Below are 21,424 nucleotides of genomic sequence, written 5' to 3'. Positions count from 1 at the left end.
GCGGGACGAATGCCCACAACGAGACGACGGGCACGACCCCACGGGCCGAGGTCTCATTGGGGCGGCGGGTGCGGGCCCCGGCGGGGTCCCGCAACGAGAGGGCGGGCACGGCCCCATGGGCTGAGGTCTGATCGGGGCTGCGGGTGCGGACATCGGCGGGGCCTCGCGACGAGCCGACGGGCACGGCCCTACGGGCCGAGGTTTCATTGGGGCGGCGGGTGCGGGCGCCGGCGGGGCCTCGCAACGAGAGGGCGGGCACGGCCCCGCGGGCTGAGGTCTCATTGGGGCTGCGGGTGCGGGCACTGGCGGGGTCCCGCAACGAGAGGGCGGGCGCTGCCCCGCGGGCCGAGGTCTCATTGGGGCGGCGGGTGCGGGCACTGGCGGGGTCCCGCAACGAGAGGGCGGGCACGGCCCCACCGGCGGGCCTCGATCGCGACGGCGGGCGCGCCCCCCGTACCGGCCTGTGGGGCGCCGCCCGGACCAGGTGCCGTCCAGACGGCCCGGCAGGGTTCGGGTGCGGCCGGGCGTCGCCCGGGCAAGTGCCGCCCGGGCAAGTGCCGCCCGGGCAAGTGTCGCCCGGGCAAGTGCCGCCCGGGCAAGTGCCGCCCGGGCAAGTGTCGCCCGGGCAAGTGCCGCCCGGGAACAGGGCGGCGCCCGGGAACGGGGCGGCGCTGCGGGGCGGAGTGTGCTCCCGGCGCGTTGGTGCCTCCGCGCGCCCCCGGGGGCGGACGTGCCCCCGGCGTCGGGGCAGGGCGGGGCACGGTACCTTCGGGCACCGGCCAGTTCCCCGTACCGCAGAGTGGAGTCAGACGTGAGCGTCAGCGTCAGGACGTCGACCGACGGAACCGACCCCTTCGGTACCGCACGGCTCCGCAGGGGCGTGCTCGACGCGTGGGGTGCGGGCCCGGCCCGCTTCCGGGAGGACGCCAACGCCGAGGAGGACCTCGTCCTCGGCGGCTACCGCGACCGCCTCGTCGTCGAACTCGCCCAGAACGCCGCCGACGCCGCCCGCCGCGCCGGCGTCACCGGCCGGCTCCGCCTCACCCTCCACCCCGCCGACGCCGACGGCCCCGCCGTCCTCGCCGCAGCCAACACCGGCGCCCCCCTCGACGCCGCCGGCGTCGAGTCGCTGTCCACCCTCCGCGCCTCCGCCAAGCGCACCGAGCGCGACACCGGCGCCGTCGGCCGGTTCGGCGTCGGCTTCGCCGCCGTGCTCGCCGTCACCGACGAGCCCGCCGTCCTCGGCCGCCACGGCGGCGTCCGCTGGTCCCTCGCCGAGGCCCGTACCCTCGCCGCCGAGACCGCCCGGCACAGCCCGGGACTCGGCGACGAACTGCGCCGCCGCGACGGACACGTACCGCTGCTCCGGCTTCCGCTGCCCGCCGAGGGCACCGCTCCCGACGGCTACGACACGGTCGTCGTCCTGCCGCTGCGCGACGCCGCCGCCGTCGACCTCGCCGAGCGGCTGCTCGCGGCCGTCGACGACGCCCTCCTCCTCACCCTGCCCGGCCTCACCGAGGTCGTCGTCGAGACGGCGGACGGCGCCGTCCGCACCCTCACTCGCAGCACCGAGGGCGGCTACGTCCACATCGCCGACACCGCCCCCGACGCCCTTCCCGGCCCGCGCCGCTGGCGCACCGTCAGCCACGGCGGACCGCTCGACCCGGCCCTGCTCAAGGACCGGCCCGTCGAGGAACGCCTGCGCCCGCACTGGTCGGTCACCTGGGCCGTACCCGTGGACGCCGACGGCGCGCCGCAGTTCCCGCGCACCGCGCCCGTCGTCCACGCCCCCACGCCCACCGACGAGCCCCTCGGCATCCCCGCCCTGCTCATCGCCTCCTTCCCGCTGGACACCGCCCGCCGCCACCCGGCGCCCGGGCCGCTCACCGACTTCCTGGTGGAGCGGGCCGCCGACGCGTACGCGGAGCTGCTCGCCGAGTGGGTGCCGGTCACCACCGGTACCCTCGGCCTCGTGCCCGGCCCGCTCGGCAAGGGCGTCCTGGACGGGCACCTGCGCGCCGCCGTCCTCGAACGGCTGCCGCGCGTGGCGTTCCTGGCGCCGGCCGCCGCCTCCGAGGACCTGCCGGCGCTGCGGCCGATCGAGGCGGAGGTCGTCGAGGGCGCGGGCGCGGAGACCGTGGAGGTCCTCGCGGAGGTGTTCCCGACGCTGCTGCCGGCCGGCCTGGAGCGCCGTACGGAGCTGCGCACGCTCGGCGTGGGCCGGCTGCCGCTGACGGAGGCGGTGGACCGGCTCGCGGGCGTGGACCGCAGCCCGCGGTGGTGGTGGCGGCTGTACGACTCGCTCGCGGGCGTCGACCCGGACCGGCTCTCGGGCCTGCCGGTACCGCTGATGGGCGCGGAGGACGTGGCCGCGTCGGGCGGGGCCTTCGGGAGCGCCGGGGGGCTCGGGGAATTCCCCGAGGGCATCCTCACCGAGAGCATCCTCACCGAGAGCGTCCTCGCCGACGACGTCCTCGCGGACGACATCCTCGTGGACGACGTCCTCACCGGGCGCGGGGCGGCCCGCCCCGGACAGGGCGAGGACCGGGACCAGGACCGGGACCAGGATCAGGACGGGGCGGACGGCGCCGCTTCGCCCGCCGCCCGGATCCGCACCACCATCGGCCCCCGTCAGGTCCTGCTGCCGCAGGAACACACGCCGGTCGACCTGGCCCGGCTCGGCCTGAAGGTCGCCCACCCGGACGCCGCCCACCCGATCCTGGAGAAGCTCGGCGCCGTACCGGCGACCCCGCGCGCGGTGCTCACCACGCCGCAGGTACGGGCGGCGGTCGCCGCCTCCCTCGACGCGGGCGAGATCTGGGACGAGGACGCCGACACCCTGGACGCGGACGAGCTCGCCGAGACCGTCCTCGCCCTCGTACGGGACGCGGACCTGGCGCCCGGCGACGAGCCGTGGCTGGGCGCGCTGGCGCTGCCCGACGAGGACGGCGAGCTCGCGCCCGCCGGTGAACTCGTGCTGCCCGGCTCGGCGTTCGCTTCCGTGATGCGCGAGGGCGAACTCGCCTTCGTGGACGCGGAGCTGGCCGGACGCTGGGGCGGGCAGCCGCTCGCCGCGTGCGGCGTGCTCGCGGACTTCCAGCTGGTGCGGGCCGCCGACCTGGTCCTCGACCCGGACGAACTGGAGCCGCGCGAGGGCGATTTCGCGGAGCCCGACGACGCGGGTCTGCTCGACGCCGTCGACGTGTGGTGCGAGGACGTCCTGGACCGGCTGCCGGAGACGCCGGTGCCGCCGGTGGCGACCGAGATCGTGGCCGTACGGGACCTGGACCTGGTCGACGACGACGCCTGGCCGCGGGCGCTCGCGCTGCTCGCGAAGCCGCCGCTGCGGGACGCCCTGACCCAGCCCGTACGGGTGCTGCTGCCCGACGGCACGACGGAGACGGTCCGTCCGTACACCGCGTGGTGGCTGCGTGACCACCCCGTGCTCGACGGCCGCCGTCCGGCCGGACTCCGGGCCGCGGGCACGGACCCGCTGCTCATCGGCCTGTACGACTCCGCGGACGCGACCGGGTTCGAGGACGAGCAGGTGCTGCGGGCGCTCGGCGTCCGCACGTCCGTCGCGGCCCTCCTGGACGAGCCGGGCGGCGCCGCCGAGCTCCTGGGCCGGCTCGCCGACCCGGACCGCGAGGTGTCGGGCGCGCAGCTGCACGCCCTGTACACGGCGCTCGCCGACCTCGACCCCGAGCAGGTCACGCTGCCCGACGAGCTGCGGGCGGTCGTGGACGGCGCGCTGGTGGTGGTCGACGCGGCGGAGGCGCTGGTCGCGGACGCGCCCGACCTGCTGCCGCTCGCGTCCGGTCTGCCGCTGCTGCCGGTGGCGCCGTCCCGCGCGGCGGACCTGGCCGAGCTGTTCCAGGTCCGCCGGCTGAGCGAGACGGTGGAGGCGGAGGTGACGACGGTCGGCGAGGAACACGAGGTCCCGCCGTCGGTGCACGCGCTGCTCGGCCCGGCGACCCCGGCCACGTACGTCGAGCACGAGGAACTGCGGGCCGCGGGCGTCGAACTGGACTGGCGCCGCACCGCGGACGGCGTCGTCCACGCCGCGACCCTGGAGGGCGTCGCGGCGGGCCTGGCCTGGGCCGCGGGCCAGTGGCCCCGCCGCTTCGAGGTGGCGGCCCTCCTGGAGGACCCGTCCCGCACGGCGGAACTGGCCCGGGACCGCTGGTTCGACTGAGCCCTGACCCGCCGGGCGCGCCTGCCGCGCACCCCGCGCCTGCCCCGCGCCTGCCCCGCGCCTGCCCCGCGTACGGCGCGGGGCAGGCCGCGGGCCTTCACGTCGAAGGCCCAGGCCGGCCGGCCCCTATGGGGGGGCCATCAGCCTTCATGGCCTTCATGGCGAAGCCGCGGTGACCGTGCGCATGTCAGGGAGTGGCCGTTCCGGACTACCGGCGGCTGGAGTTGGACGCGCCGGGGCTGTTGATGTTGTTGTTGGTGGAGATGTTGTTGAACATCGTGAGGACGCCGCCGAGGTCGATCGGCAGGATCGATCCGTTGCCCTCGTCGGGGACGGGGGCCGGCGTGTCGCAGTCGCCGCCGGTGATGGTCGTGGAGTCGCTCGCGGACGCCGCGTCGCTGCCCCCTCCGGAGAGGGTGACCGTGTTGGTGACGGTGCAGGGGGCGTCCTCGGCGACGTTCACGTTCAGTTCGAGGAGCGGGTAGGACTGGAACGGCTGTACGACCGTGTCGTTGGTACAGGTCACGCTCGACAGGGAGACGTCGCAGTCCCAGGAGGCGTGGGAATGGGTCGAGTTGACCGTGAGTCCCTGCGGAAGCACATCGGTGAGCGTGACCGTTCCGGTGGTGGGGTCGGAGACGCTTCGGTTGGTCACCGAGAAGCGGTAGGTCCGGTTCCGCCTCGGGCGAAGGAGCCCGAATGGAACTTGGAGACTTCGAGCTGCGGTACGGCGTGCGCCGGGGTGGCGCCGACCGCCAGCGGAAGTCCGAAGCTGGTTCCCAGCATCGCGGCCAGAGGCGCGGTCCGCCGCGCGATCCGATGGAACAGCGTCATCGACTTGTCCTTCGCTTGGAGTGTCGCGCCGCAAGGTCCGGTGTACGACTCCGGGTGCCTCGAGGCACGGGAGGGCACAAGGACAACGCCGTCCCGCCGTGGCGGTCTCGCGGGAGGGGCCGTGTTCACCTGATCGCCGCCGCCTCGCCCCTCGAACAGCCGAAACCACGGCGTGTCGGCCGCGAACCGGCGACACGCGACCCGATTCGGCCGGCCGACACCTCCGCCTCGGCCACGGCTCCGGCCCCGACCCCTCCGGCCTCAGGTGTACGAGAGGCGGGGCCGGTGCGCGTACGCACCGGCCCCGCCGCGAGGTTGGCGAACCGTCAGATCTGCCACTTGTACCGGAAGGAGCCGACCAGCTTGCAGGTGACGTGGTCGTGGTCGAGGAGGTTGACGGTGGCGTTCATCGTGCCGCCGCCGGTGGCCTCCTCGTACTGGCCGACGCCGTAGACGATCGACCAGGTGCCGGACGGGTGGACCGTGGTGTCCGAGGTCAGGGGCGCGGTGAGGGCGTAGCTGATGACGAGCTTGTCGCCGTCGGGCTCGGCGAGGGTCGCCGTGCCCTTGATGTCCCACGCGCCGGGGGTCGTCGCGGTGCAGGCCGTCTCGGTCTGGGTCCACGTGCCGTTGGTGGTCGGGATGCCGGTGACGGTGCCGGATCCGGTCACCTTGTAGCCGTTGCAGCCGGTGGTGTCCGGGTGCGGGGTCGCGACCACGGCGTAGTTCGCGGTCTCGTCGACCTGGATCGACGGCGGGGTCGGGGTGGGTCCGGTCACGGCGGACGCGGTGCCCGTCGTGCCGACGAAGATCAGTGCGGCCGCGGCCGTCGCGCCTGCTATGCGCGCGGACCAGCGCTGGGCGATACCTGCCATGTTTCCCCCGGATGTCTGTGTGCAGTTGATGGTGCGGGTGATGCGGGTGATGCGGGTGGTGCGGGTGGTGCCGGTGGTGCCGTTCGTGCAGTTGTCACTCAACGCGCCGTGAGTGAGGGCGTGTTGAGGACAGCTTGGCCGAACAGGTGTGCCTTCGTCGAGCGATTCGGCCATTTCGCGAAGGGGACCCGGCCGGTACGTCGCGGCCGGACCGTGCGGCCGCGGCTGCCGCCCCCGCTGTGCACGCGGCCCAGGGGTTGGTGTGCCTCCGGCGACCGGGCGGGGGTCGAGAGGCCGGGCATACCGGTTCACATGCAGCATTCGGCGCGTGATGTGAATCACAAGGAGTGCAGAAGATTACGGTTCCTTTACCAGATCAATACCTCTTAGGCTGCCTACTCACCAGGCCACGGCTGACCACCGCAACCCGGTGCGGATGCTGACGTAGGGGGGAGAAGAGCGTGAACAACGACCTGTCGGCACTGGGGATCTCGGCGCTCGAGGAACGGGTGTACCGCCACTTCCTCCGCAACCCCCGCACCACCGCCCACGACCTCGACCTCCTGCTGCACACCCGGCCCGCCGACACCGAGGAAGCCCTTCGCCGGCTGGGGGAACTGGGCATGGTGCGGGTGGACGACGAGGAGTCCGGCGCGGTCGTCGCGACCGCGCCCGCCGTGGCGATAAGACGGCTGATCGAGCAGCAGGTCTCGGACATCCACCAGAGACTGCAGGACGTCACCCAGACGTCCCGGCTGATCCCGGCGCTCGAGGCGGAGGCCGCCGCGACCGAGGAGGAGCAGCCGGGGGTCGAACGGCTCGAAACGCTGGAGCAGATCCGCGGCCGCCTGGACGACCTGGCCTTCTTCACCCGGGAGTACGTCGACTCGGTCGAGCCGTACACCCGGCTCACCCAGGAGGACATCGACTACGCCCGCCCCCTGGACCTTCGCTGTCTGCGACGCGGCGTACAGGTGCGCAACGTGGTGCTCCGGGAGGCCACGAAGGATCCCCTGACCCTTTCCTACCTGCAGGAACTCACCCAACACGGGGCGAGGATCAAGGTCGCGGACAGCATCGTGGAACGGATACTGATCTTCGATCGGCAGACGGCGATCATCCCGCAGGACCCGTCCGACACCTCCCGCGGCGCCCTCCTCACCCGCGAGACCGGTCTTGTCGACAACATCCAGCGGCTCTTCGAGAAGATCTGGGACGCCTCCCTCGACCTCTCGCAGGTGGTGGCGCCGGACGACGGCGGGCTGTCCGAGATCGAGCGGCAGGTCCTCGCGTCCATGTGCACGGTCGGCAAGGACGAGATCGGCGCCCGCGACCTCGGCGTCTCGGTACGCACGTACCGGCGCCACGTGGCCGATCTGCTGCGCACCCTCGGCGCGGCCAGCCGCGCACACGCCGCGCTCCTCGCGCGCGAGCGCCACTGGATCTGAGCGGACCCTCAGCAGCGCCGGTGCCAGCGCCAGTGCCAGCCGCGCAGCGCCGGATCGGCGAGCACCTGCGTGAGCCGGGCACGTGCTTCCTCGGGAGTGCTCGCGGGCGTCCGGATGCGCAGCGTCACCCGCTGCTCCTCGGCCACCGGACGGCACCGCCAGCGCGGGGGCAGTGCGCCGAGCAGGCGCAGCACCGTCGTGGGTCCGGGCGGGGTGCCTGACTCGGCGCGCTCACCGACCAGTTCGAGCTCCGGGTCGGGCCCCGGTGTCCCGGCGCCTGCGGTGGCATCCGTCCCCGTGGGGCTCACGGGAGGAGTCCGCGGAGGGTGTCGCGGGCGCGGGCCGGGCCGAACAGTCCGGCGAGCCGGGGAAGCGCGGCCCCCACCAGGCGTCGGCCGAGGGCGGCGTCCCGGATGAGCCGGACGATCGCCTCGGCCAGGTCCGGCGCGCTGTCGCCGACGAGCACCTCCGTGCCGTCGCGCAGCCCCGGAGCACGGCCCGTCCGTCCTCAGAGACGACGAGCGTGACGTCGCAGGAGCGGGTGAGGAGCAGTTCGAGGGCCCGGCTCGTCTCGGCCTGCGCGCGGAGCGCGTAACGATCGGTGCGGTGCTCCTCCTCCGCCAGGTCGGCGGCGCGGCCGAGCCTGCGGAAGTGGAGGTCCACGGTGTCGTAGACGACGGTGCACCGCGGCGCGTGTTCCCTGATCTCCCCGAGGAGCCGGATCGCGGGCTGAGGACGGCAGAGCAGCGCGAGCGTGATGCGGTGCCCCTGCCCCTTCGGACGCGGGGATCCGTCGGTCATGGTCGGGGTCCTCCGGTTTCCGCTCAACTCGCGAACAGCACGGTGAACAGGGCGGTGTCCAGGCCCTTGAACGCCTCTGACCACGGACCCCGGTCGCGGTGGGCCGCGACCAGCCGGCCGGCGCGTTCGGCGACGGCCCGCGGGTCCTCGTCGGGCAGCACGGCGGAGAGCGCGCCGATGCCGTCGAGGATCATGACGAGGAGGACGGTCGACTCGTCCGGCCCGGCGCCGCCCGAGCCGTCCCCGCCCCCGCTGCCACTCTCGTTCCCGTTCCCGTTCCCGATCCCGTTCGCGGGCTCGTCGCCGGTGACGGCGGCGCGGACCCGGGCCACGACGGTGGCCTCGTACGACGTGTCCTCGGCCGGCCAGGAGCTCGTCTTGATGAGCCCCAGGAAGCGGCCTTCCTGACGGCGCACCAGGCCGCGCTCGGCCAGCCTCTCCATCAACGGCTCCCAGCAGGCGTGACCGATGTTCTCCGCGGCCCAGGCCAGCTTCCGGTCCTTTGCGGTGAGCAGCGACAAGGCGCGGTCGAGCGCCGCGTCGCCGGTGGGGGCGGCGTCGAGGACCACCGGGCGGGCGTCCTTCGGGGCGCCGCCGGGCAGGTCGACCCGCACCCGGCCGGCGCGGACCAGGTCGAGCAGGAGGGCGCTGCCCACCGCACGGTGACGGCGGCCGAGGTCGACGGTGCTCCGTCCCGAGGTGTCGTCGAGGAGCAGCAGGGCGAGGTCCTGGGCATGAGCGGACATGAAGGCCTCTTTCGCTAGGTGGTGGTACGGCCCGCGCTGGGCGAAGTCGAGCGGAGGGGAGTCGGACGGAGGGGAGTCGAGCGGAGGGGAGTCGGACGGAGGGGAGTCGGACGGAGGGGAGTCGGACGGACCGGAGTCGGACGTGGCGGAGACGGCTCGGCCGTACCGGCAGCTGGTCAGACTGTCACCGAAACGGGCGCGTGCGGGCCGCCCCGCACGTCAGCTTGATGCAGGGCCCTTGCAGCTTGATGCGAGCGGACCTGACGGGGCGGTGCCCGGCGCCCGGCTCCCGCCCGGCTTCCGCCCAGTCCCGCCCAGGCCCACCCGGCCCATGCCCAGGCCCACCCGGCCCATGCCCAGGCCCGCCCGGCTCCCGCCCGGCTTCCGCGCCTGCCTACGCCGGGAAGCGGTGGCCCACCCAGCGCCAGGCGAGTTCGAGGACCGCCGCGCCCGTCGCCGCGATCGCCACCGCCGTCCACGGCATCGTCACGCCGACCAGCTTCAGGGCGAAGAAGTCCTGCAGCCACGGCACGACCAGGACCAGGAGGAAGGCGCCGCCCATCGCCGCGACCAGCGCGACCCGCCACCAGGTGTACGGGCGGGCGATGATCGCCAGGACCCACATGGAGACGAGGAACAGGGTGAGCGTGGCCGCGCTGGTCTCGGCGGCCAGGGCGTCCGGGCCCGTGTAGTACGAGCGGGCCAGGAGGTACGTCGCGAAGGTGGCCGCCGCCGCGATCAGGCCGGCCGGGATCGCGTACCGCATCACGCGCCGCACGAAGTTCGGCTTCGCGCGCTCCTTGTTGGGCGCCAGGGCCAGGAAGAAGGCCGGGACGCCGATGGTGAGGGTGGAGAGGAGGGTGAGGTGGCGGGGGAGGAAGGGGTACTCGACCTGCGTCGCGACCACCAGGATCGCCAGCAGCACCGAGTAGACCGTCTTCGTCAGGAACAGGGTCGCGACCCGCGTGATGTTGCCGATCACGCGGCGGCCCTCCGCCACCACCGACGGCAGCGTCGCGAACGAGTTGTTCAGGAGGACGATCTGGGCGACCGCCCGCGTCGCCTCCGAGCCCGAGCCCATCGACACCCCGATGTCCGCGTCCTTCAGCGCGAGCACGTCGTTCACGCCGTCGCCCGTCATCGCCACCGTGTGCCCGCGCGACTGCAACGCCGCGACCATCTCCCGCTTCTGCTGCGGCGTGACCCGGCCGAAGACCGCGTTGTCGTCGAGGACCCGCGCCATCTCCTCCTGTTCCTCCGGCAGCTTGCGCGCGTCGACCGTGTGCTCGGCGCCCGGCAGCCCGAGCTTTCCGGCCACCGCGCCGACCGACACCGCGTTGTCGCCGGAGATGACCTTCGCGGCGACGTTCTGGTCGGCGAAGTACGCGAGCGTGTCGGCCGCGTCGGGCCGCAGCCGCTGCTCCAGGACGACCAGGGCCGTCGCCGCCGCGTCCGCCGCCACCCCGGCAGAATCGAGCTCCCGGGTCGTACGCGCCAACAGCAGCACCCGCAGGCCCTGCTCGTTCAGCCGGTCGACCTCCGCGAGCGACGGATCGCCGGCCGGCAGCAGCACGTCGGGCGCGCCGAGCAGCCACGTCGAGTTCTCGCCGTCGCCCTCGCTGAACGCGGCGCCGCTGTACTTGCGGGCGGAGGAGAACGGCAGCGACTCCGTGCAGCGCCAGTCCTCCGCGTCCGGGTACGCCGCGATGATCGCCTGCAGCGAGGCGTTCGGCCGCGGGTCGGACTCGCCCAGGGCGCCGAGGACCTTCCGTACGTACGTCTCGTCCGCGCCGTTCAGCAGGCGCAGCTCGGTGACGTCCATGCCGCCCTCGGTGAGCGTGCCGGTCTTGTCGAGACAGACGACGTCGACCCGCGCCAGGCCCTCGATCGCGGGCAGCTCCTGCACCAGGCACTGCTTGCGGCCCAGCCGGATCACCCCGATCGCGAAGGCGACGGACGTCAGCAGGACCAGGCCCTCCGGGATCATCGGGACGATGCCGCCGACCGTGCGGGCGATCGAGTCCTTGAAGTCGTCGTCCTTGACGACGAGCTGGCTGACGACGAGCCCGATCGCCGTCGGGATCATCATCCACGTCACGTACTTGAGGATCGTGGAGATGCCGGAGCGGAGCTCCGAGTGGACCAGCGTGAAGCGGGAGGCCTCCTCGGCGAGCTGCGCCGCGTACGCCTCGCGCCCGACCTTGGTCGCGGTGAACGCGCCGCCGCCGGCGACCACGAACGAGCCCGACATCATCCGGTCGCCGGGCCGCTTCACGACCGGGTCCGCCTCGCCGGTGAGCAGCGACTCGTCGACCTCCAGGCTGTCGTCCTCCGCGACGACGCCGTCGACGACGACCTTGTCGCCCGGGCCGAGCTCGATGAGGTCGCCGAGGACGATCTCGGAGGTGGAGATCTCGGCGGAGACGCCGTCGCGCCGGACCGTGGGCCTGGCCTCGCCGATGACGGCCAGGCTGTCCAGGGTCTTCTTGGCGCGGAGCTCCTGGATGATGCCGATGCCGGTGTTGGCGACGATCACGAAGCCGAAGAGGCTGTCCTGGATCGGCGCGACGAAGAGCATGATCACCCAGAGCACGCCGATGATCGCGTTGAAGCGGGTGAAGACGTTGCCGCGGACGATGTCGGCGGTGGAGCGGGAGCTGCGGACGGGGACGTCGTTGACCTCGCCGCGCGCCACGCGCTCGGCGACCTCGGCGGAGGTCAGGCCGGCCGGACGGTGCACGACGGCCGGCTCGGCGGGCGGCTGGGTGGACGGCCCGGCGGGTGCGGTGCCGCGGGCGGGGGAGCCGCTCACCCCGGACGCACTGCCGTCCGTCCCGCCGGTGCTGTCGCCGGTGCCGGTGCCGGTGCCGGTGCCGTGGGCGTCGGCTCCGCTCGCGCCGCTTCCGCCGCCGTCGGGCCCGTGTCCGCTTCCGCTTCCGCCTATGTCGATCTTCGCCCGCTGCGTCATGTTTTCGACGTTACGGCGGGATCCGGCCGCTCACCCGCCGAGAAGCCCGAACATCAGACCGGGGTAGGACGGAAATCGTCCCCGGGCATTACGGCTGGGACTGCTCGGCCCGCTGCCGCGCCTCGTGGCGCTTGATCGCCGCGTCGCGCTTGCGCACGTACCAGATGCCGATGAGGCCCAGGCCCGCGCCGGCCAGGCAGGTCCACACCCACCAGGTCAGGTCGCGGTCGTCGAACCAGCCGTAGAAGGGGACCTGGACGAGGAACAGGACGAACCAGAGGATCGTGCCGCCCGTGATGGTGGCGACGACGGGCCCCTCCAGGGGCTCGGGTGCCTCGTGCTTCGGTGTCCACTTCGCCATGCGGCCAGTCTAGGCGGGCGGGTCTCCCGGCCCTCGGACGGTCCGCGCACCGTCTGCGCATCGGACTCGCACGGTCCTCCGCACGTCCGCGCATCGGACTCGCACGGTCCTCCGCACGTCCGCGCATCGGACTCGCACGGTCCTCCGCACGTCCGCGCATCGGACTCGCACGGTCCTCCGCGCGTCCGCGCATCGGACTCGCACGGTCCTCCGCGCGTCCGCGCATCGGACTCGCACGGTCCTCCGCGCGTCCGCGCGCGGCCCCTCGTACGCCCTTCGTCCGCCCGTGCGCGCGGCACCCGTCCGGTCCTCGCGCAGGGCCCCACGCAGGCGCCCCTTGGTGTCTACGCGCGGAGATGGACGCTCACTCGTTCATGTGTTCATACTGAAACGGTTTGCCTCCGGCGGGTTCCCCTCGTATGAACCGCCAAAAGGACTTCTTCCGAAGAGGAACCTACTCCATGAGCACCACGGCCGCCCTCAAGGCCACCTCCCCGGAACCTCAAGCCCCGCAGGGCCCCGTCTCCGGACTCGACCGCTTCTTCCGGATCTCCGAGCGCGGCTCCACCGTCGCCCGTGAGGTCCGCGGCGGTTTCGCCACCTTCTTCGCGATGGCCTACATCATCGTGCTGAACCCGATCATCCTCGGCAGCGCCAAGGACATGTACGGGCACCAGCTCGACGGCGGCCAGCTCGTCACCGCGACGGTCGTGACGGCCGCGTTCTCGACGCTCCTCATGGGCGTCATCGGCAACGTGCCGATCGCGCTCGCCGCCGGTCTCGGCGTCAACACGGTCGTCGCGCTCCAGCTCGCGCCGAGGATGTCCTGGCCGGACGCCATGGGCATGGTCGTCCTCGCCGGTCTGGTCGTGATGCTCCTGGTCGCGACCGGTCTGCGCGAGCGCGTGATGAACGCGGTCCCGGTCGGCCTGCGCAAGGGCATCGCGATCGGCATCGGCCTGTTCATCATGCTGATCGGCCTGGTCGACTCGGGCTTCGTCTCCCGCATCCCGGACGCCGCGCACACCACCGTTCCGCTGCAGCTCGGCGGCGACGGTCACCTCACCGGCTGGCCGGTGCTCGTGTTCGTCCTGGGCACCCTGCTGACCCTCGCGCTGATCGTCCGCAAGGTGCCGGGCGCGATCCTCATCTCCATCGTCGTGATGACGATCGTCGCCATGGTGATCAACGCCGTCGCCACCGTGCCGTCCTGGGGCCTGACGACGCCCGAGTGGCCCGGCAACCCGGTGGCCACGCCCGACTTCGGGCTGTTCGGCCGGTTCAGCCTGTTCGGCGGCTTCGAGAAGGTCGGCGTGCTGACCGGCGTCCTCTTCGTCTTCACCGTGCTGCTGTCCTGCTTCTTCGACGCCATGGGCACGATCCTCGGCGTCGGCGACGAGGCCAAGCTGATGGACAAGGACGGCAACTTCCCGGGCATCAACAAGGTCCTGCTGGTCGACGGCCTCGCCGTCGCCTCCGGCGGTGCCACGTCCTCCTCCGCCACCACCTGCTTCGTGGAGTCCACGGCCGGTGTCGGCGAGGGCGCCCGTACGGGTCTGGCGTCGGTGGTGACCGGTGGTCTGTTCTCGGTCGCGCTGTTCCTCACGCCGCTCGCCACGATGGTCCCGTCCCAGGCGGCGACCCCGGCCCTGCTGGCGGTCGGCTTCCTGATCCTGGCCGGGTCGGTCAAGGAGATCGACTGGAGCGACTTCACGATCGCCGTGCCGGCCTTCCTGGCGATGGTGATGATGCCGTTCACGTACTCGATCACGAACGGCATCGGCATCGGCTTCATCGCGTTCAGCGTGCTGCGCCTCGCGGCCGGCCGCGGCCGTGAGGTCCCGGCGGCGATGTACGCCGTGTCGGCGGTCTTCGTCTTCTTCTACGCGATGCCGGCGCTGGGCCTGACCTGAGCCGACGGCGGGTCCTCCGTCCCGTAGAACTTCTCCGTCTCGTCGACGGCGGTCTTGAACCGCTCGTCGAAGTCCTCCCGAATGAGCGTCCGGACGACATAGTCCTGGACGCTCATTCCTCTTCTGGCGGCATGACCGCGGAGCCGTTCGAGCAGCTCTCCGTCGATGCGCAGGCTGAGCACGGTCGATTCCATACCCGTCAGGTTCGCGCCGCGGAAGGGCCGCGTGCGTCACTTTCCGGATCGGTCTCACTCGTTTGGGTGACAGGTTGCGACGGAAGGTTTTCGATTGGTCTTTAGGAAGAGTAATGAGTTACGCTAAGGAGATGCCTGACCTGTCGCACGGCACCGCCGACGATGCCGCCGCCGTGAACGCGCTCCGCAGCGCGGTCATGCGGCTGGGCCGACGCCTGAAGCACCAGCGCGTCGACGAGTCGCTGAGCCCCACCGAGATGTCGGTGCTCGGCACCCTGTCGCTCTGCGGCTCCGCCACACCCGGCGAGCTGGCCCGCAAGGAGCACGTCCAGCCCCCGTCGATGACCCGCATCGTCGCCCTGCTGGAAGCCAAGGGGCTGGTCAGGCTCGAGCCGCATCCCGACGACCGCCGGCAGAAGGTGGTCAGCCAGACCGAGCAGGCCGAGGCCATGCTCGAGGAGTCCCGCCGCAAGCGGAACGCCTGGCTGGCCTCCCTCGCCGAGGGTCTGGACGAGGACGAATGGGCGAAGCTGCGCGCCGCCGCCCCGGTCCTGGAGAAGCTCGCCCACCTCTGACCCCAGGCGCCAAGGAGGCGACGCACTTTGAGTACGGGACCCGGAGCAGACTCCGCACCCGTCAACGAATCCGATACCCACACCCCCGCGCGGGCGCGTGAGCCCCGGAGCCGAGGAACCTTCTCCTCGCTCGCGATCCGGAACTACCGGCTGTTCTTCACCGGAGCGATCGTCTCCAACACCGGTACGTGGATGGCCCGGATCACCCAGGACTGGCTGGTCCTGAGCCTCACCGGCTCGGCCGCCGCCGTCGGCATCACGACGGCGCTCCAGTTCCTGCCGATGCTGCTGTTCGGCCTGTACGGCGGCGTCATCGCCGACCGCTACCCGAAGCGCCGCATCCTCCTCGTCAGCCAGGCCGCCCTCGGCCTGTGCGGACTGACCCTGGCGGCCCTGACCCTCTCCGGTCACGTCCAGGTCTGGCACGTGTACCTGATCGCCTTCCTGCTCGGCATGGTCACCGTCGTCGACAACCCGGCCCGGCAGTCCTTCGTCTCCGAGATGGTCGGCCCCGACCGGCTGCGCAACGCGGTCTCGCTGAACTCGGCCAACTTCCAGTCCGCGCGGCTGATCGGCCCCGCCGTCGCGGGTCTGCTCATCGCGGGCGTCGGCAGCGGCTGGGCCTTCCTGATCAACGGCCTGTCCTTCCTCGCCCCGCTCACCGCGCTGCTGCTGATGCGCCAGGGCGAGCTCCAGAAGGTGGAGCGCGCGCCGCGCGGCAAGGGCCAGCTGCGCGAGGGCCTGCGCTACGTCGCCGGGCGCCCCGACCTGATCTGGCCGATCGTCCTGGTCGGCTTCGTCGGCACGTTCGGGTTCAACTTCCCGATCTGGCTGACCGCCTTCTCGGAGGAGATCTTCCACGTCGGGGCCGGCACGTACGGCTTCCTGAACACGCTCATGGCGGCCGGCTCGCTCGCGGGCGCGCTGCTCGCGGCGCGGCGCGGCTCGACCCGGCTGCGGAAGACCGTCGTCGCGGCGGGCGTCTTCGGCGTCCTGGAGGTCGCGGCGGCGCTGTCGCCCTCGTTCTGGATGTTCGCGCTGCTCCTGGTCCCGATCGGGATGATCGGCCTCACGGTCAACATCAGCGCGAACTCGGCCGTCCAGATGGCGACGGACCCGGTCATGCGGGGCCGGGTGATGAGCCTGTACATGATGGTGTTCGCGGGCGGCACCCCGATCGGCGCCCCGCTCCTCGGCTGGGTCACCGACACCTACGGCCCCCGCGTCGGCTTCGCCACCGGCGGCCTGGTCTCGCTGGCCGCCGCGACCGTCATCGGCCTGGTCCTGGCCCGCGTGGGCGGCCTGAAGCTCGCGGTCGGCTGGCGCCACGGCCACCCGAGCGTCCGCTTCGTCCCGCAGGCACGGGCCCAGGCCGCCCGGCCGAGCCTGGCGACGGCCGCGTAGGCGGAGCGCGCCTTCGCGTAGGGGTCGGTGCGGGCGTCGCCCGTACGGAGAAGGGGCCGGGTCCTGTCACGGGACCCGGCCCCCTCGCCGTACAGCGGCGCGGGGCGAGGGGGAGAGCGACTGCCGACTGTCCCGATTCAGGCGTTTGCGGGGCGGCGGGGTGAAGATCGTGTGTACGTTGAGTGCCGCTCAAGTGCCCACAGTCACAGGAGGTTTCACTTGCGCATGCGCTCCGCCGCCATAGCCGTCGCCCTCGCCGCCGGCACCCTGGCCGCCCTCACCACCGCACCGACTGCCCAGGCCGCCGAGTACTCCTCGGCCCTGAAGATCAAGGGCGTCCAGTACGACGCCCCCGGCCGGGACTCGAACCGGTGCTCCGGTGGCAACACCGCCGCCGAGTTCGTCACGATCAAGAACTACTCCCGCACCACCACGGTGAACCTCAAGGGCTACGTGGTGAAGGACGCGGTCGGCAACGCGTACACGTTCCGCAACAACCACTACCTGCAGCCCGGCGACTACGTGCAGCTGCGCGGCAACTACGGCACCGAGTCCGACGCCAAGAACGTCGCCTACCGCAACAACTGCAACTTCCTCTGGAACAACGACCGCGACACCATCAAGCTGATCAAGCCGGGCGGCGCCTACGCGGACACGCACGCCTACACCAAGAGCGCCAACGACCGCGACGGGAACGGCTACATCACGTACCACGGCTGAGCACCGCGGCACCGCGGCACCCGGCACCGCACGGGACCGCGCGCGAGGCCCGGCCACGGGCCTCGCGCGATCGGACGGCACGAGGAGCAGTGGGCTCAGACCCGCTGCTCCAGCACCTGCCCCGGCCAGTCGTTCACCGTGAACTCCTCGGTGCGGGTGAAGCCCTGGCGCTCGTAGTACGCCACCAGCCGGCCCTCGCTGCCGGCGAAGCAGTCGACCCGCAGCAGGGAGACGCCCGCGCGGCGGGTCTCGTCGACCGCGTGGGCGAGGAGGGCCGAGCCGACGCCGTGGCCGTGGAAGCGGCCGTGGGTGGCGAGGTAGCGCACGTACAGCTCGGGCTCGCCGGCCGGCGCCACGTACTGGCCCGGGTGCGGGGTGAGGGTGAGCGTGCCGGCGGGGAAACCGTCGACCTCGGCGATCCACGGGGCGCCCTCGGACACCAGCCGCTCGATCGCCTCCACCGTCTTCGGACGCGAGCTGAACGACTCGGTGCCCCACTGGGCCGTGATGCCCCGCTCGTTGAGCCAGGCGACCGCGCTGTCGAATATCGCGAGCATGGCGGGAACGTCCTCCGGCCCGCCCTTCCTGATCTTGATGCCGGTATCCATCCGGCCGAGCCTAGTCTTTGCCAGACTCGACCCATGAGGCTTTTCGCTGCCGTCCTGCCGCCGTCCGCGCAGCTCGACGAGCTGGGGCGCGAGGTCGACCGGCTCGCGCACCTGCCGGGAGCCGACCGGCTCCGCTGGACCGCACGGCCCGGCTGGCACTTCACGCTCGCCTTCATGGGCGAGGTCGACGAGACCCTGCTGCCCGACCTGCACGCCCGGCTCGGCCGCGCCGCCCACCGCACCGCGCCCTTCCCGCTGCGCCTGCACGGCGGCGGACACTTCGGCCGCGGGGTGCTGTGGACCGGCGCGGCGGGCGGCCTGGACGAGATGCGGCTGCTCGCCGAGCGCGCGGACGCCGCCGCCCGCCGGGCCGGCGTCGCGATGGACGAGCACCGCCGCTACCAGGCGCACCTCACCGTGGCCCGCTCCCGCACCGACGCCGTGGACCTCCGCCCGTTCGTCACCGCCCTCACCCCCTTCGAGGGCACCCGCTGGCAGGTCGCGGACCTCACCCTGATCCGCAGCCACCTCCCCGGCGGCGGCCCGCCGGGCAGGCAGCCCCGCTACGAGACGATCGCCACGTGGCCGCTGGGCGGAGGGGCCGGTGCGGGGGGTTAACCTCGAAGGGTGGACCCGAAAACCCGTAACCGGATCATGGCCGGCGTGCTCGTCCTGATGTTCGCGATCATCGCGGTGACGACGATGGTCGGCGGCCAGTAGCCGCGCCGCCCCGCTCGAACCGCCCCTTACCGTCACCCCTTGCTTCGAGTGGACTCCAGGCAGTTGGCTTGATCCCCATGGAGTACACGCAGCTCGGACGCACGGGACTCAAGGTCAGCCGGCTCGTCCTCGGGACCATGAACTTCGGTCCGCAGACGGACGAACCCACCAGTCACGCGATCATGGACGCCGCACTCGACGCGGGCCTCAACTTCTTCGACACCGCGAAGCGGGCATTCTGACGCCTGTGTGACACTGCGGCCGCCGCCCCATCGGAGCGGGCGACGGCCGTGCTTCCGGCCGCTACTCGATCACCAGGCAAAGGCTTCCGGCGACGGCCCCGGGCCGGGGAAGATCTCGTCCAGACCAGTCAGAAGTTCGTCACTCAGCTCCAGCTCCAGGGCGCGCAACGCGCTCTCCAGCTGCTCCACCGTGCGCGGGCCGACGATCGGGCCGGTGACGCCGGGCCGGGTCAGCAGCCATGCCAGCCCGACTTCGCCGGGCTCCAGGCCGTGCTTGTCGAGCAGGTCCTCGTACGCCTGGAACTTCGCCCGCACGGTCGGGTCGGCGAGCGTTTCCGCCGCGCGGCCCTCCGTACGCCGCTTACCCCCGGCCTCCTTCTTCAGGACGCCGCCGAGCAGGCCGCCGTGCAGCGGGGACCAGGGGATGACCCCGAGGCCGTAGTCCTGTGCGGCCGGGATCACCTCCATCTCCGCGCGCCGCTCGTAGAGGTTGTACAGGCACTGCTCACTGACCAGGCCGACCATGCCGCGCCGGGCGGCGGCCTCGTTGGCCTGGGCGATCTTGTACCCGGGGAAGTTCGAGGAGCCCGCGTACAGGATCTTCCCCTGCTGGATCAGCACGTCGACGGCCTGCCAGACCTCCTCGAAGGGAGTGGCACGGTCGACGTGGTGGAACTGGTACAGATCGATGTAGTCGGTACCGAGCCGCTTGAGGCTGGCGTCGACGGCCCGCCGGATGTTCAAGGCCGACAGCCGGTCCTCGTTGGGCCAGGTCTCGCCCTCACGTGACATGGAGCCGTAGACCTTCGTGGCGAGGACCGTCTTCTCCCGCCGGCCACCGCCCTGGGCGAACCACGTCCCGATGATCTCCTCGGTGCGGCCCTTGTTCTCACCCCACCCATACACGTTGGCCGTGTCCACGAAGTTCAGACCTGCGTCGAGCGCGGCATCCAGGATGCCGTGGCTTGTCGGTTCGTCTGTCTGCGGGCCGAAGTTCATCGTCCCGAGGACGAGGCGGCTGACCTTGAGTCCGGTGCGTCCGAGCTGCGTGTACTTCATGAGGCACAAGCCAACTGCTTCGAGCCCACTCCAAGCAAGGGCCGACCACTCAGCCGCCCATTTATGCGACAACGCGCATGAGTCACGTCCGTGCATGGACGGCTGCGAGCGGCCCCCGTACGGTCGTCTCGGGCGGCCCGACCGGGCCGACAGGTCAAGGGAGTTCCGCATGGCACGCGAAGAACTGACTCGGCTCACCGGCAACGGCAACGGCACGTGTGGAGAGGACGACTGCCCGAACGTCTACCGCACCGCTTCCGGCTCCATCGTGGTTCAGGGCGACGTGTCCGACGCCTTTACTCTCCCGCAGGGGGAAGGGCTCGTGGAGATCCCCGAGAGCGTTCTCCGGGAGGCCGTTCGTGCTCTTGGATGGTGACGAGTGGCGGGCGATGCTCCGGGGCTTCCGGTCGGAAGCGTGGCGGCTGGAGACCCTGCCCCAGTACCTCGTACCGCAGGAGGCGGAAGAGCTCGAAGCCTTCCGGGCGGGCAGGCGCGTCGACCCGCACGCCTACTCGTCCGCGTACACGGAAGACCTGAAGCGGCTGCGAGGGGAGGGCAGGAGCAAGGGGCGCGTGCACGTCCTGACTCGACCGCTCTCCGAGTACCTGCGTTTCGAGTTCTCGCGGTACTACGCCCCGCACGTGCTCGCCGGGGAGGACGTCCGCATCCTTGACGTGACCGAGCGGGACAACCCGTTGCCGGACGTCGAGGACTTCTGGATGTTCGACCGCTCGACCGTCGTCCTGATGCACTACGCGGGCGACGGCACGCAGATCAGTCGGGAGCTGTACGAGGGTGACCTCGCGCCGTTCATCGAGTGGCAGCGCATCGCCGTTGCCGAGTCGGTTCCCTTCCTGGAGTACGCGGAGCGCGTGACGGAGTGACGTTCGAAGCTGAGCAGCTTGGCGACTCCGGTATCGAACTCGCCTCACTGCTTCGGGACTTGCGCAAGCGAGCCGGCCTCTCGGGGGACCGGCTCGCAGCGCGCTGCAACATGTCCCAGTCGAAGGTGTCTCGCATCGAGAACGGCCGGACACGGCCGTCCCTGGTCGACGTCGAGCAGATCTTGCGAGCGCTGGACGCTCCGCCGGAACTGGTCGCCGAGGTCTCCGCCCTCGCCAGGATGGCGAACACCGAGTGGCGGAACGTCCGAGAGCTGCGGCGCAAGGGCCTCGGCACGAGACAGGCCGAGCTGAAGTCGCTCGAAGCGTCCTCTACCCATATGCGCTACTTCCTGCTCTCGATGGTCACCGGCCTGCTCGCGACACCGGAGTACGTACGGGCGAGCCTGGCCCACTCGACGGCCGACACGAGCAAGGCAGTGGCGGGGAAACTGGGACGGCAAGCCGTCCTCTACGACGCCTCGAAGCGGTTCACGTTCGTTCTGACCGAGCAGGCGGTTCGCTGGCCGGTCGTCTCCCCGCTGGCACTGGCCGAGCAGATGGATCGGCTGGCGTCCCTGTCCTACCTTCCGAACGTTCAGATCGGGGTGATCCCTGTTGGGGCACCGACGCCTCGAACTCCTCTGAGTACGTTCACCGTCTACGACGCCGCGTTGGTCACCATCGAGACGACGGCGGGAAGTCTCGTACTCCGCGACGGCCGAGATGTTCAGGCGTACCTGAAGGAGTTCGCCGGGTACGAGGAACACGCACTCTTCGGCGAAGACCTCCGGGCACGGCTCGCCGAGTGGTCCGCCGCTTGCCGTGCATGACTTCAGTCGACTACGCGACTGAAGCGCCATCCCGTGCGCACCCCGGG

Annotated in this window: 21 protein-coding genes and 1 pseudogene; 11 read left to right on the top strand and 11 right to left on the bottom strand. The window is 72.0% G+C overall.

Going from position 1 to position 21,424, the window contains the following annotated elements:
• Nucleotides 1-811: 811 nt before the first annotated feature.
• A complete protein-coding gene (locus ESG85_RS28235) occupies nucleotides 812-4,195 on the top strand; it encodes a sacsin N-terminal ATP-binding-like domain-containing protein (protein WP_128983996.1) in 3,384 nt (1,127 codons plus the stop codon).
• Nucleotides 4,196-4,403: 208 nt separating this feature from the next.
• Here the strand turns inward: ESG85_RS28235 and ESG85_RS35175 are convergent, their stop codons facing one another.
• The 3 genes from ESG85_RS35175 to ESG85_RS28225 all read right to left on the bottom strand — a co-directional run bounded on the left by ESG85_RS35175 (nucleotide 4,404) and on the right by ESG85_RS28225 (nucleotide 6,006).
• A complete protein-coding gene (locus ESG85_RS35175; protein WP_164986337.1) occupies nucleotides 4,404-4,850 on the bottom strand; it encodes a hypothetical protein in 447 nt (148 codons plus the stop codon).
• Nucleotides 4,847-5,029 carry a hypothetical protein gene (locus ESG85_RS35170; RefSeq protein WP_164986336.1) on the bottom strand — a complete coding sequence of 61 codons (183 nt, stop codon included), beginning with the start codon at nucleotides 5,027-5,029 and terminating at the stop codon, nucleotides 4,847-4,849. Before ESG85_RS35170 ends, ESG85_RS35175 begins: the two co-directional genes overlap by 4 nt.
• A 326-nt stretch (nucleotides 5,030-5,355) precedes the next feature.
• Nucleotides 5,356-6,006: a hypothetical protein gene (locus ESG85_RS28225; protein WP_128983994.1), complete on the bottom strand. Its 651-nt coding sequence runs from the start codon at nucleotides 6,004-6,006 to the stop codon at nucleotides 5,356-5,358.
• A 359-nt stretch (nucleotides 6,007-6,365) separates the two neighbouring features.
• Between ESG85_RS28225 and ESG85_RS28220 the strand changes: the two genes are divergently transcribed.
• A complete protein-coding gene (locus tag ESG85_RS28220; protein WP_128983993.1) occupies nucleotides 6,366-7,352 on the top strand; it encodes a LuxR family transcriptional regulator in 987 nt (328 codons plus the stop codon).
• Nucleotides 7,353-7,360: 8 nt separating this feature from the next.
• On the opposite strand, the gene ESG85_RS28215 is transcribed toward ESG85_RS28220, so the two are convergent.
• The 5 genes from ESG85_RS28215 to ESG85_RS28200 form a co-directional block, all read right to left on the bottom strand.
• Nucleotides 7,361-7,660, bottom strand: coding sequence for a hypothetical protein (locus ESG85_RS28215; RefSeq protein WP_246095336.1), 300 nt, complete (start codon nucleotides 7,658-7,660; stop codon nucleotides 7,361-7,363).
• Nucleotides 7,657-7,818 carry a glycosyltransferase family 4 protein gene (locus ESG85_RS35165; protein ID WP_164986335.1) on the bottom strand — a complete coding sequence of 54 codons (162 nt, stop codon included), beginning with the start codon at nucleotides 7,816-7,818 and terminating at the stop codon, nucleotides 7,657-7,659. Before ESG85_RS35165 ends, ESG85_RS28215 begins: the two co-directional genes overlap by 4 nt.
• Before the next feature lie 358 nt (nucleotides 7,819-8,176).
• Nucleotides 8,177-8,899, bottom strand: a complete 723-nt coding sequence (locus tag ESG85_RS28210; RefSeq protein WP_128983992.1) for a GOLPH3/VPS74 family protein — start codon at nucleotides 8,897-8,899, stop codon at nucleotides 8,177-8,179.
• A 394-nt stretch (nucleotides 8,900-9,293) separates the two neighbouring features.
• Nucleotides 9,294-11,867, bottom strand: coding sequence for an HAD-IC family P-type ATPase (locus ESG85_RS28205; protein ID WP_246095335.1), 2,574 nt, complete (start codon nucleotides 11,865-11,867; stop codon nucleotides 9,294-9,296).
• 88 nt (nucleotides 11,868-11,955) lie between these two features.
• A complete protein-coding gene (locus tag ESG85_RS28200; RefSeq protein ID WP_128983991.1) occupies nucleotides 11,956-12,228 on the bottom strand; it encodes a DUF2530 domain-containing protein in 273 nt (90 codons plus the stop codon).
• 461 nt (nucleotides 12,229-12,689) lie between these two features.
• Between ESG85_RS28200 and ESG85_RS28195 the strand changes: the two genes are divergently transcribed.
• Nucleotides 12,690-14,141 (top strand): NCS2 family permease, encoded by a 1,452-nt coding sequence (locus tag ESG85_RS28195; protein ID WP_128983990.1) that lies wholly within the window; start codon nucleotides 12,690-12,692, stop codon nucleotides 14,139-14,141.
• Here the strand turns inward: ESG85_RS28195 and ESG85_RS28190 are convergent.
• Nucleotides 14,111-14,335: a ribbon-helix-helix protein, CopG family gene (locus tag ESG85_RS28190; protein ID WP_128983989.1), complete on the bottom strand. Its 225-nt coding sequence runs from the start codon at nucleotides 14,333-14,335 to the stop codon at nucleotides 14,111-14,113. The genes ESG85_RS28195 and ESG85_RS28190 overlap by 31 nt on opposite strands.
• 131 nt (nucleotides 14,336-14,466) lie before the next feature.
• Here ESG85_RS28190 and ESG85_RS28185 point away from each other — a divergent pair, with 131 nt between their 5' ends.
• The 3 genes from ESG85_RS28185 (at nucleotide 14,467) to ESG85_RS28175 (ending at nucleotide 17,034) form a co-directional block, all read left to right on the top strand.
• Nucleotides 14,467-14,910, top strand: a complete 444-nt coding sequence (locus ESG85_RS28185; protein ID WP_086830705.1) for a MarR family winged helix-turn-helix transcriptional regulator — start codon at nucleotides 14,467-14,469, stop codon at nucleotides 14,908-14,910.
• A gap of 27 nt (nucleotides 14,911-14,937) precedes the next feature.
• Nucleotides 14,938-16,314, top strand: coding sequence for an MFS transporter (locus tag ESG85_RS28180; protein WP_128983988.1), 1,377 nt, complete (start codon nucleotides 14,938-14,940; stop codon nucleotides 16,312-16,314).
• 219 nt (nucleotides 16,315-16,533) lie between these two features.
• The gene (locus tag ESG85_RS28175; protein ID WP_246095334.1) at nucleotides 16,534-17,034 is read left to right on the top strand and encodes a lamin tail domain-containing protein; all 501 of its coding nucleotides are present in this window, start codon (nucleotides 16,534-16,536) and stop codon (nucleotides 17,032-17,034) included.
• Between the two features lie 95 nt (nucleotides 17,035-17,129).
• Here the strand turns inward: ESG85_RS28175 and ESG85_RS28170 are convergent, their stop codons facing one another.
• Nucleotides 17,130-17,642, bottom strand: a complete 513-nt coding sequence (locus ESG85_RS28170) for a GNAT family N-acetyltransferase (protein WP_128983987.1) — start codon at nucleotides 17,640-17,642, stop codon at nucleotides 17,130-17,132.
• A 33-nt stretch (nucleotides 17,643-17,675) separates the two neighbouring features.
• Here ESG85_RS28170 and thpR point away from each other — a divergent pair, with 33 nt between their 5' ends.
• Both thpR and ESG85_RS28160 read left to right on the top strand, forming a co-directional pair.
• A complete protein-coding gene (gene thpR, locus ESG85_RS28165; RefSeq protein ID WP_128983986.1) occupies nucleotides 17,676-18,260 on the top strand; it encodes an RNA 2',3'-cyclic phosphodiesterase in 585 nt (194 codons plus the stop codon).
• Between the two features lie 179 nt (nucleotides 18,261-18,439).
• Nucleotides 18,440-18,589 (top strand): annotated as a pseudogene (locus ESG85_RS28160) (aldo/keto reductase); the annotation flags it as partial.
• Nucleotides 18,590-18,673: 84 nt separating this feature from the next.
• Here the strand turns inward: ESG85_RS28160 and ESG85_RS28155 are convergent.
• Nucleotides 18,674-19,663, bottom strand: coding sequence for an aldo/keto reductase (locus ESG85_RS28155; protein WP_128983985.1), 990 nt, complete (start codon nucleotides 19,661-19,663; stop codon nucleotides 18,674-18,676).
• Nucleotides 19,664-19,832: 169 nt separating this feature from the next.
• On the opposite strand from ESG85_RS28155, the gene ESG85_RS28150 reads away from it, so the two are divergent.
• The 3 genes from ESG85_RS28150 to ESG85_RS28140 are packed head-to-tail and all read left to right on the top strand — an operon-like array spanning nucleotide 19,833 to nucleotide 21,377.
• Complete coding sequence (locus ESG85_RS28150) at nucleotides 19,833-20,039, top strand: hypothetical protein (protein WP_128983984.1); 207 nt, start codon at nucleotides 19,833-19,835, stop codon at nucleotides 20,037-20,039.
• The gene (locus ESG85_RS28145; RefSeq protein ID WP_128983983.1) at nucleotides 20,023-20,547 is read left to right on the top strand and encodes a DUF6879 family protein; all 525 of its coding nucleotides are present in this window, start codon (nucleotides 20,023-20,025) and stop codon (nucleotides 20,545-20,547) included. The genes ESG85_RS28150 and ESG85_RS28145 overlap by 17 nt, the downstream gene beginning before the upstream one ends.
• Nucleotides 20,544-21,377, top strand: a complete 834-nt coding sequence (locus tag ESG85_RS28140; RefSeq protein ID WP_128983982.1) for a helix-turn-helix domain-containing protein — start codon at nucleotides 20,544-20,546, stop codon at nucleotides 21,375-21,377. Before ESG85_RS28145 ends, ESG85_RS28140 begins: the two co-directional genes overlap by 4 nt.
• The last annotated feature ends 47 nt before the right edge of the window (nucleotides 21,378-21,424 follow it).

Source organism: Streptomyces roseicoloratus (genome assembly GCF_004117935.1).
Classification (GTDB): Bacteria; Actinomycetota; Actinomycetes; order Streptomycetales; family Streptomycetaceae; genus Streptomyces; species Streptomyces roseicoloratus.
This window is presented reverse-complemented; position numbering and strand designations above follow the sequence as displayed.

Bases quoted from the DNA above. Each gene is read 5' to 3' on its own strand.
- ESG85_RS35170 (WP_164986336.1), bottom strand. From the start codon at position 5,029: ATGACGCTGTTCCATCGGATCGCGCGGCGGACCGCGCCTCTGGCCGCG.
- ESG85_RS28210 (WP_128983992.1), bottom strand. From the start codon at position 8,899: ATGTCCGCTCATGCCCAGGACCTCGCCCTGCTGCTCCTCGACGACACC.
- ESG85_RS28205 (WP_246095335.1), bottom strand. From the start codon at position 11,867: ATGACGCAGCGGGCGAAGATCGACATAGGCGGAAGCGGAAGCGGACAC.
- ESG85_RS28200 (WP_128983991.1), bottom strand. From the start codon at position 12,228: ATGGCGAAGTGGACACCGAAGCACGAGGCACCCGAGCCCCTGGAGGGG.
- ESG85_RS28195 (WP_128983990.1), top strand. From the start codon at position 12,690: ATGAGCACCACGGCCGCCCTCAAGGCCACCTCCCCGGAACCTCAAGCC.
- ESG85_RS28190 (WP_128983989.1), bottom strand. From the start codon at position 14,335: ATGGAATCGACCGTGCTCAGCCTGCGCATCGACGGAGAGCTGCTCGAA.
- ESG85_RS28185 (WP_086830705.1), top strand. From the start codon at position 14,467: ATGCCTGACCTGTCGCACGGCACCGCCGACGATGCCGCCGCCGTGAAC.
- ESG85_RS28170 (WP_128983987.1), bottom strand. From the start codon at position 17,642: ATGGATACCGGCATCAAGATCAGGAAGGGCGGGCCGGAGGACGTTCCC.
- thpR (WP_128983986.1), top strand. From the start codon at position 17,676: ATGAGGCTTTTCGCTGCCGTCCTGCCGCCGTCCGCGCAGCTCGACGAG.
- ESG85_RS28155 (WP_128983985.1), bottom strand. From the start codon at position 19,663: ATGAAGTACACGCAGCTCGGACGCACCGGACTCAAGGTCAGCCGCCTC.
- ESG85_RS28150 (WP_128983984.1), top strand. From the start codon at position 19,833: ATGGCACGCGAAGAACTGACTCGGCTCACCGGCAACGGCAACGGCACG.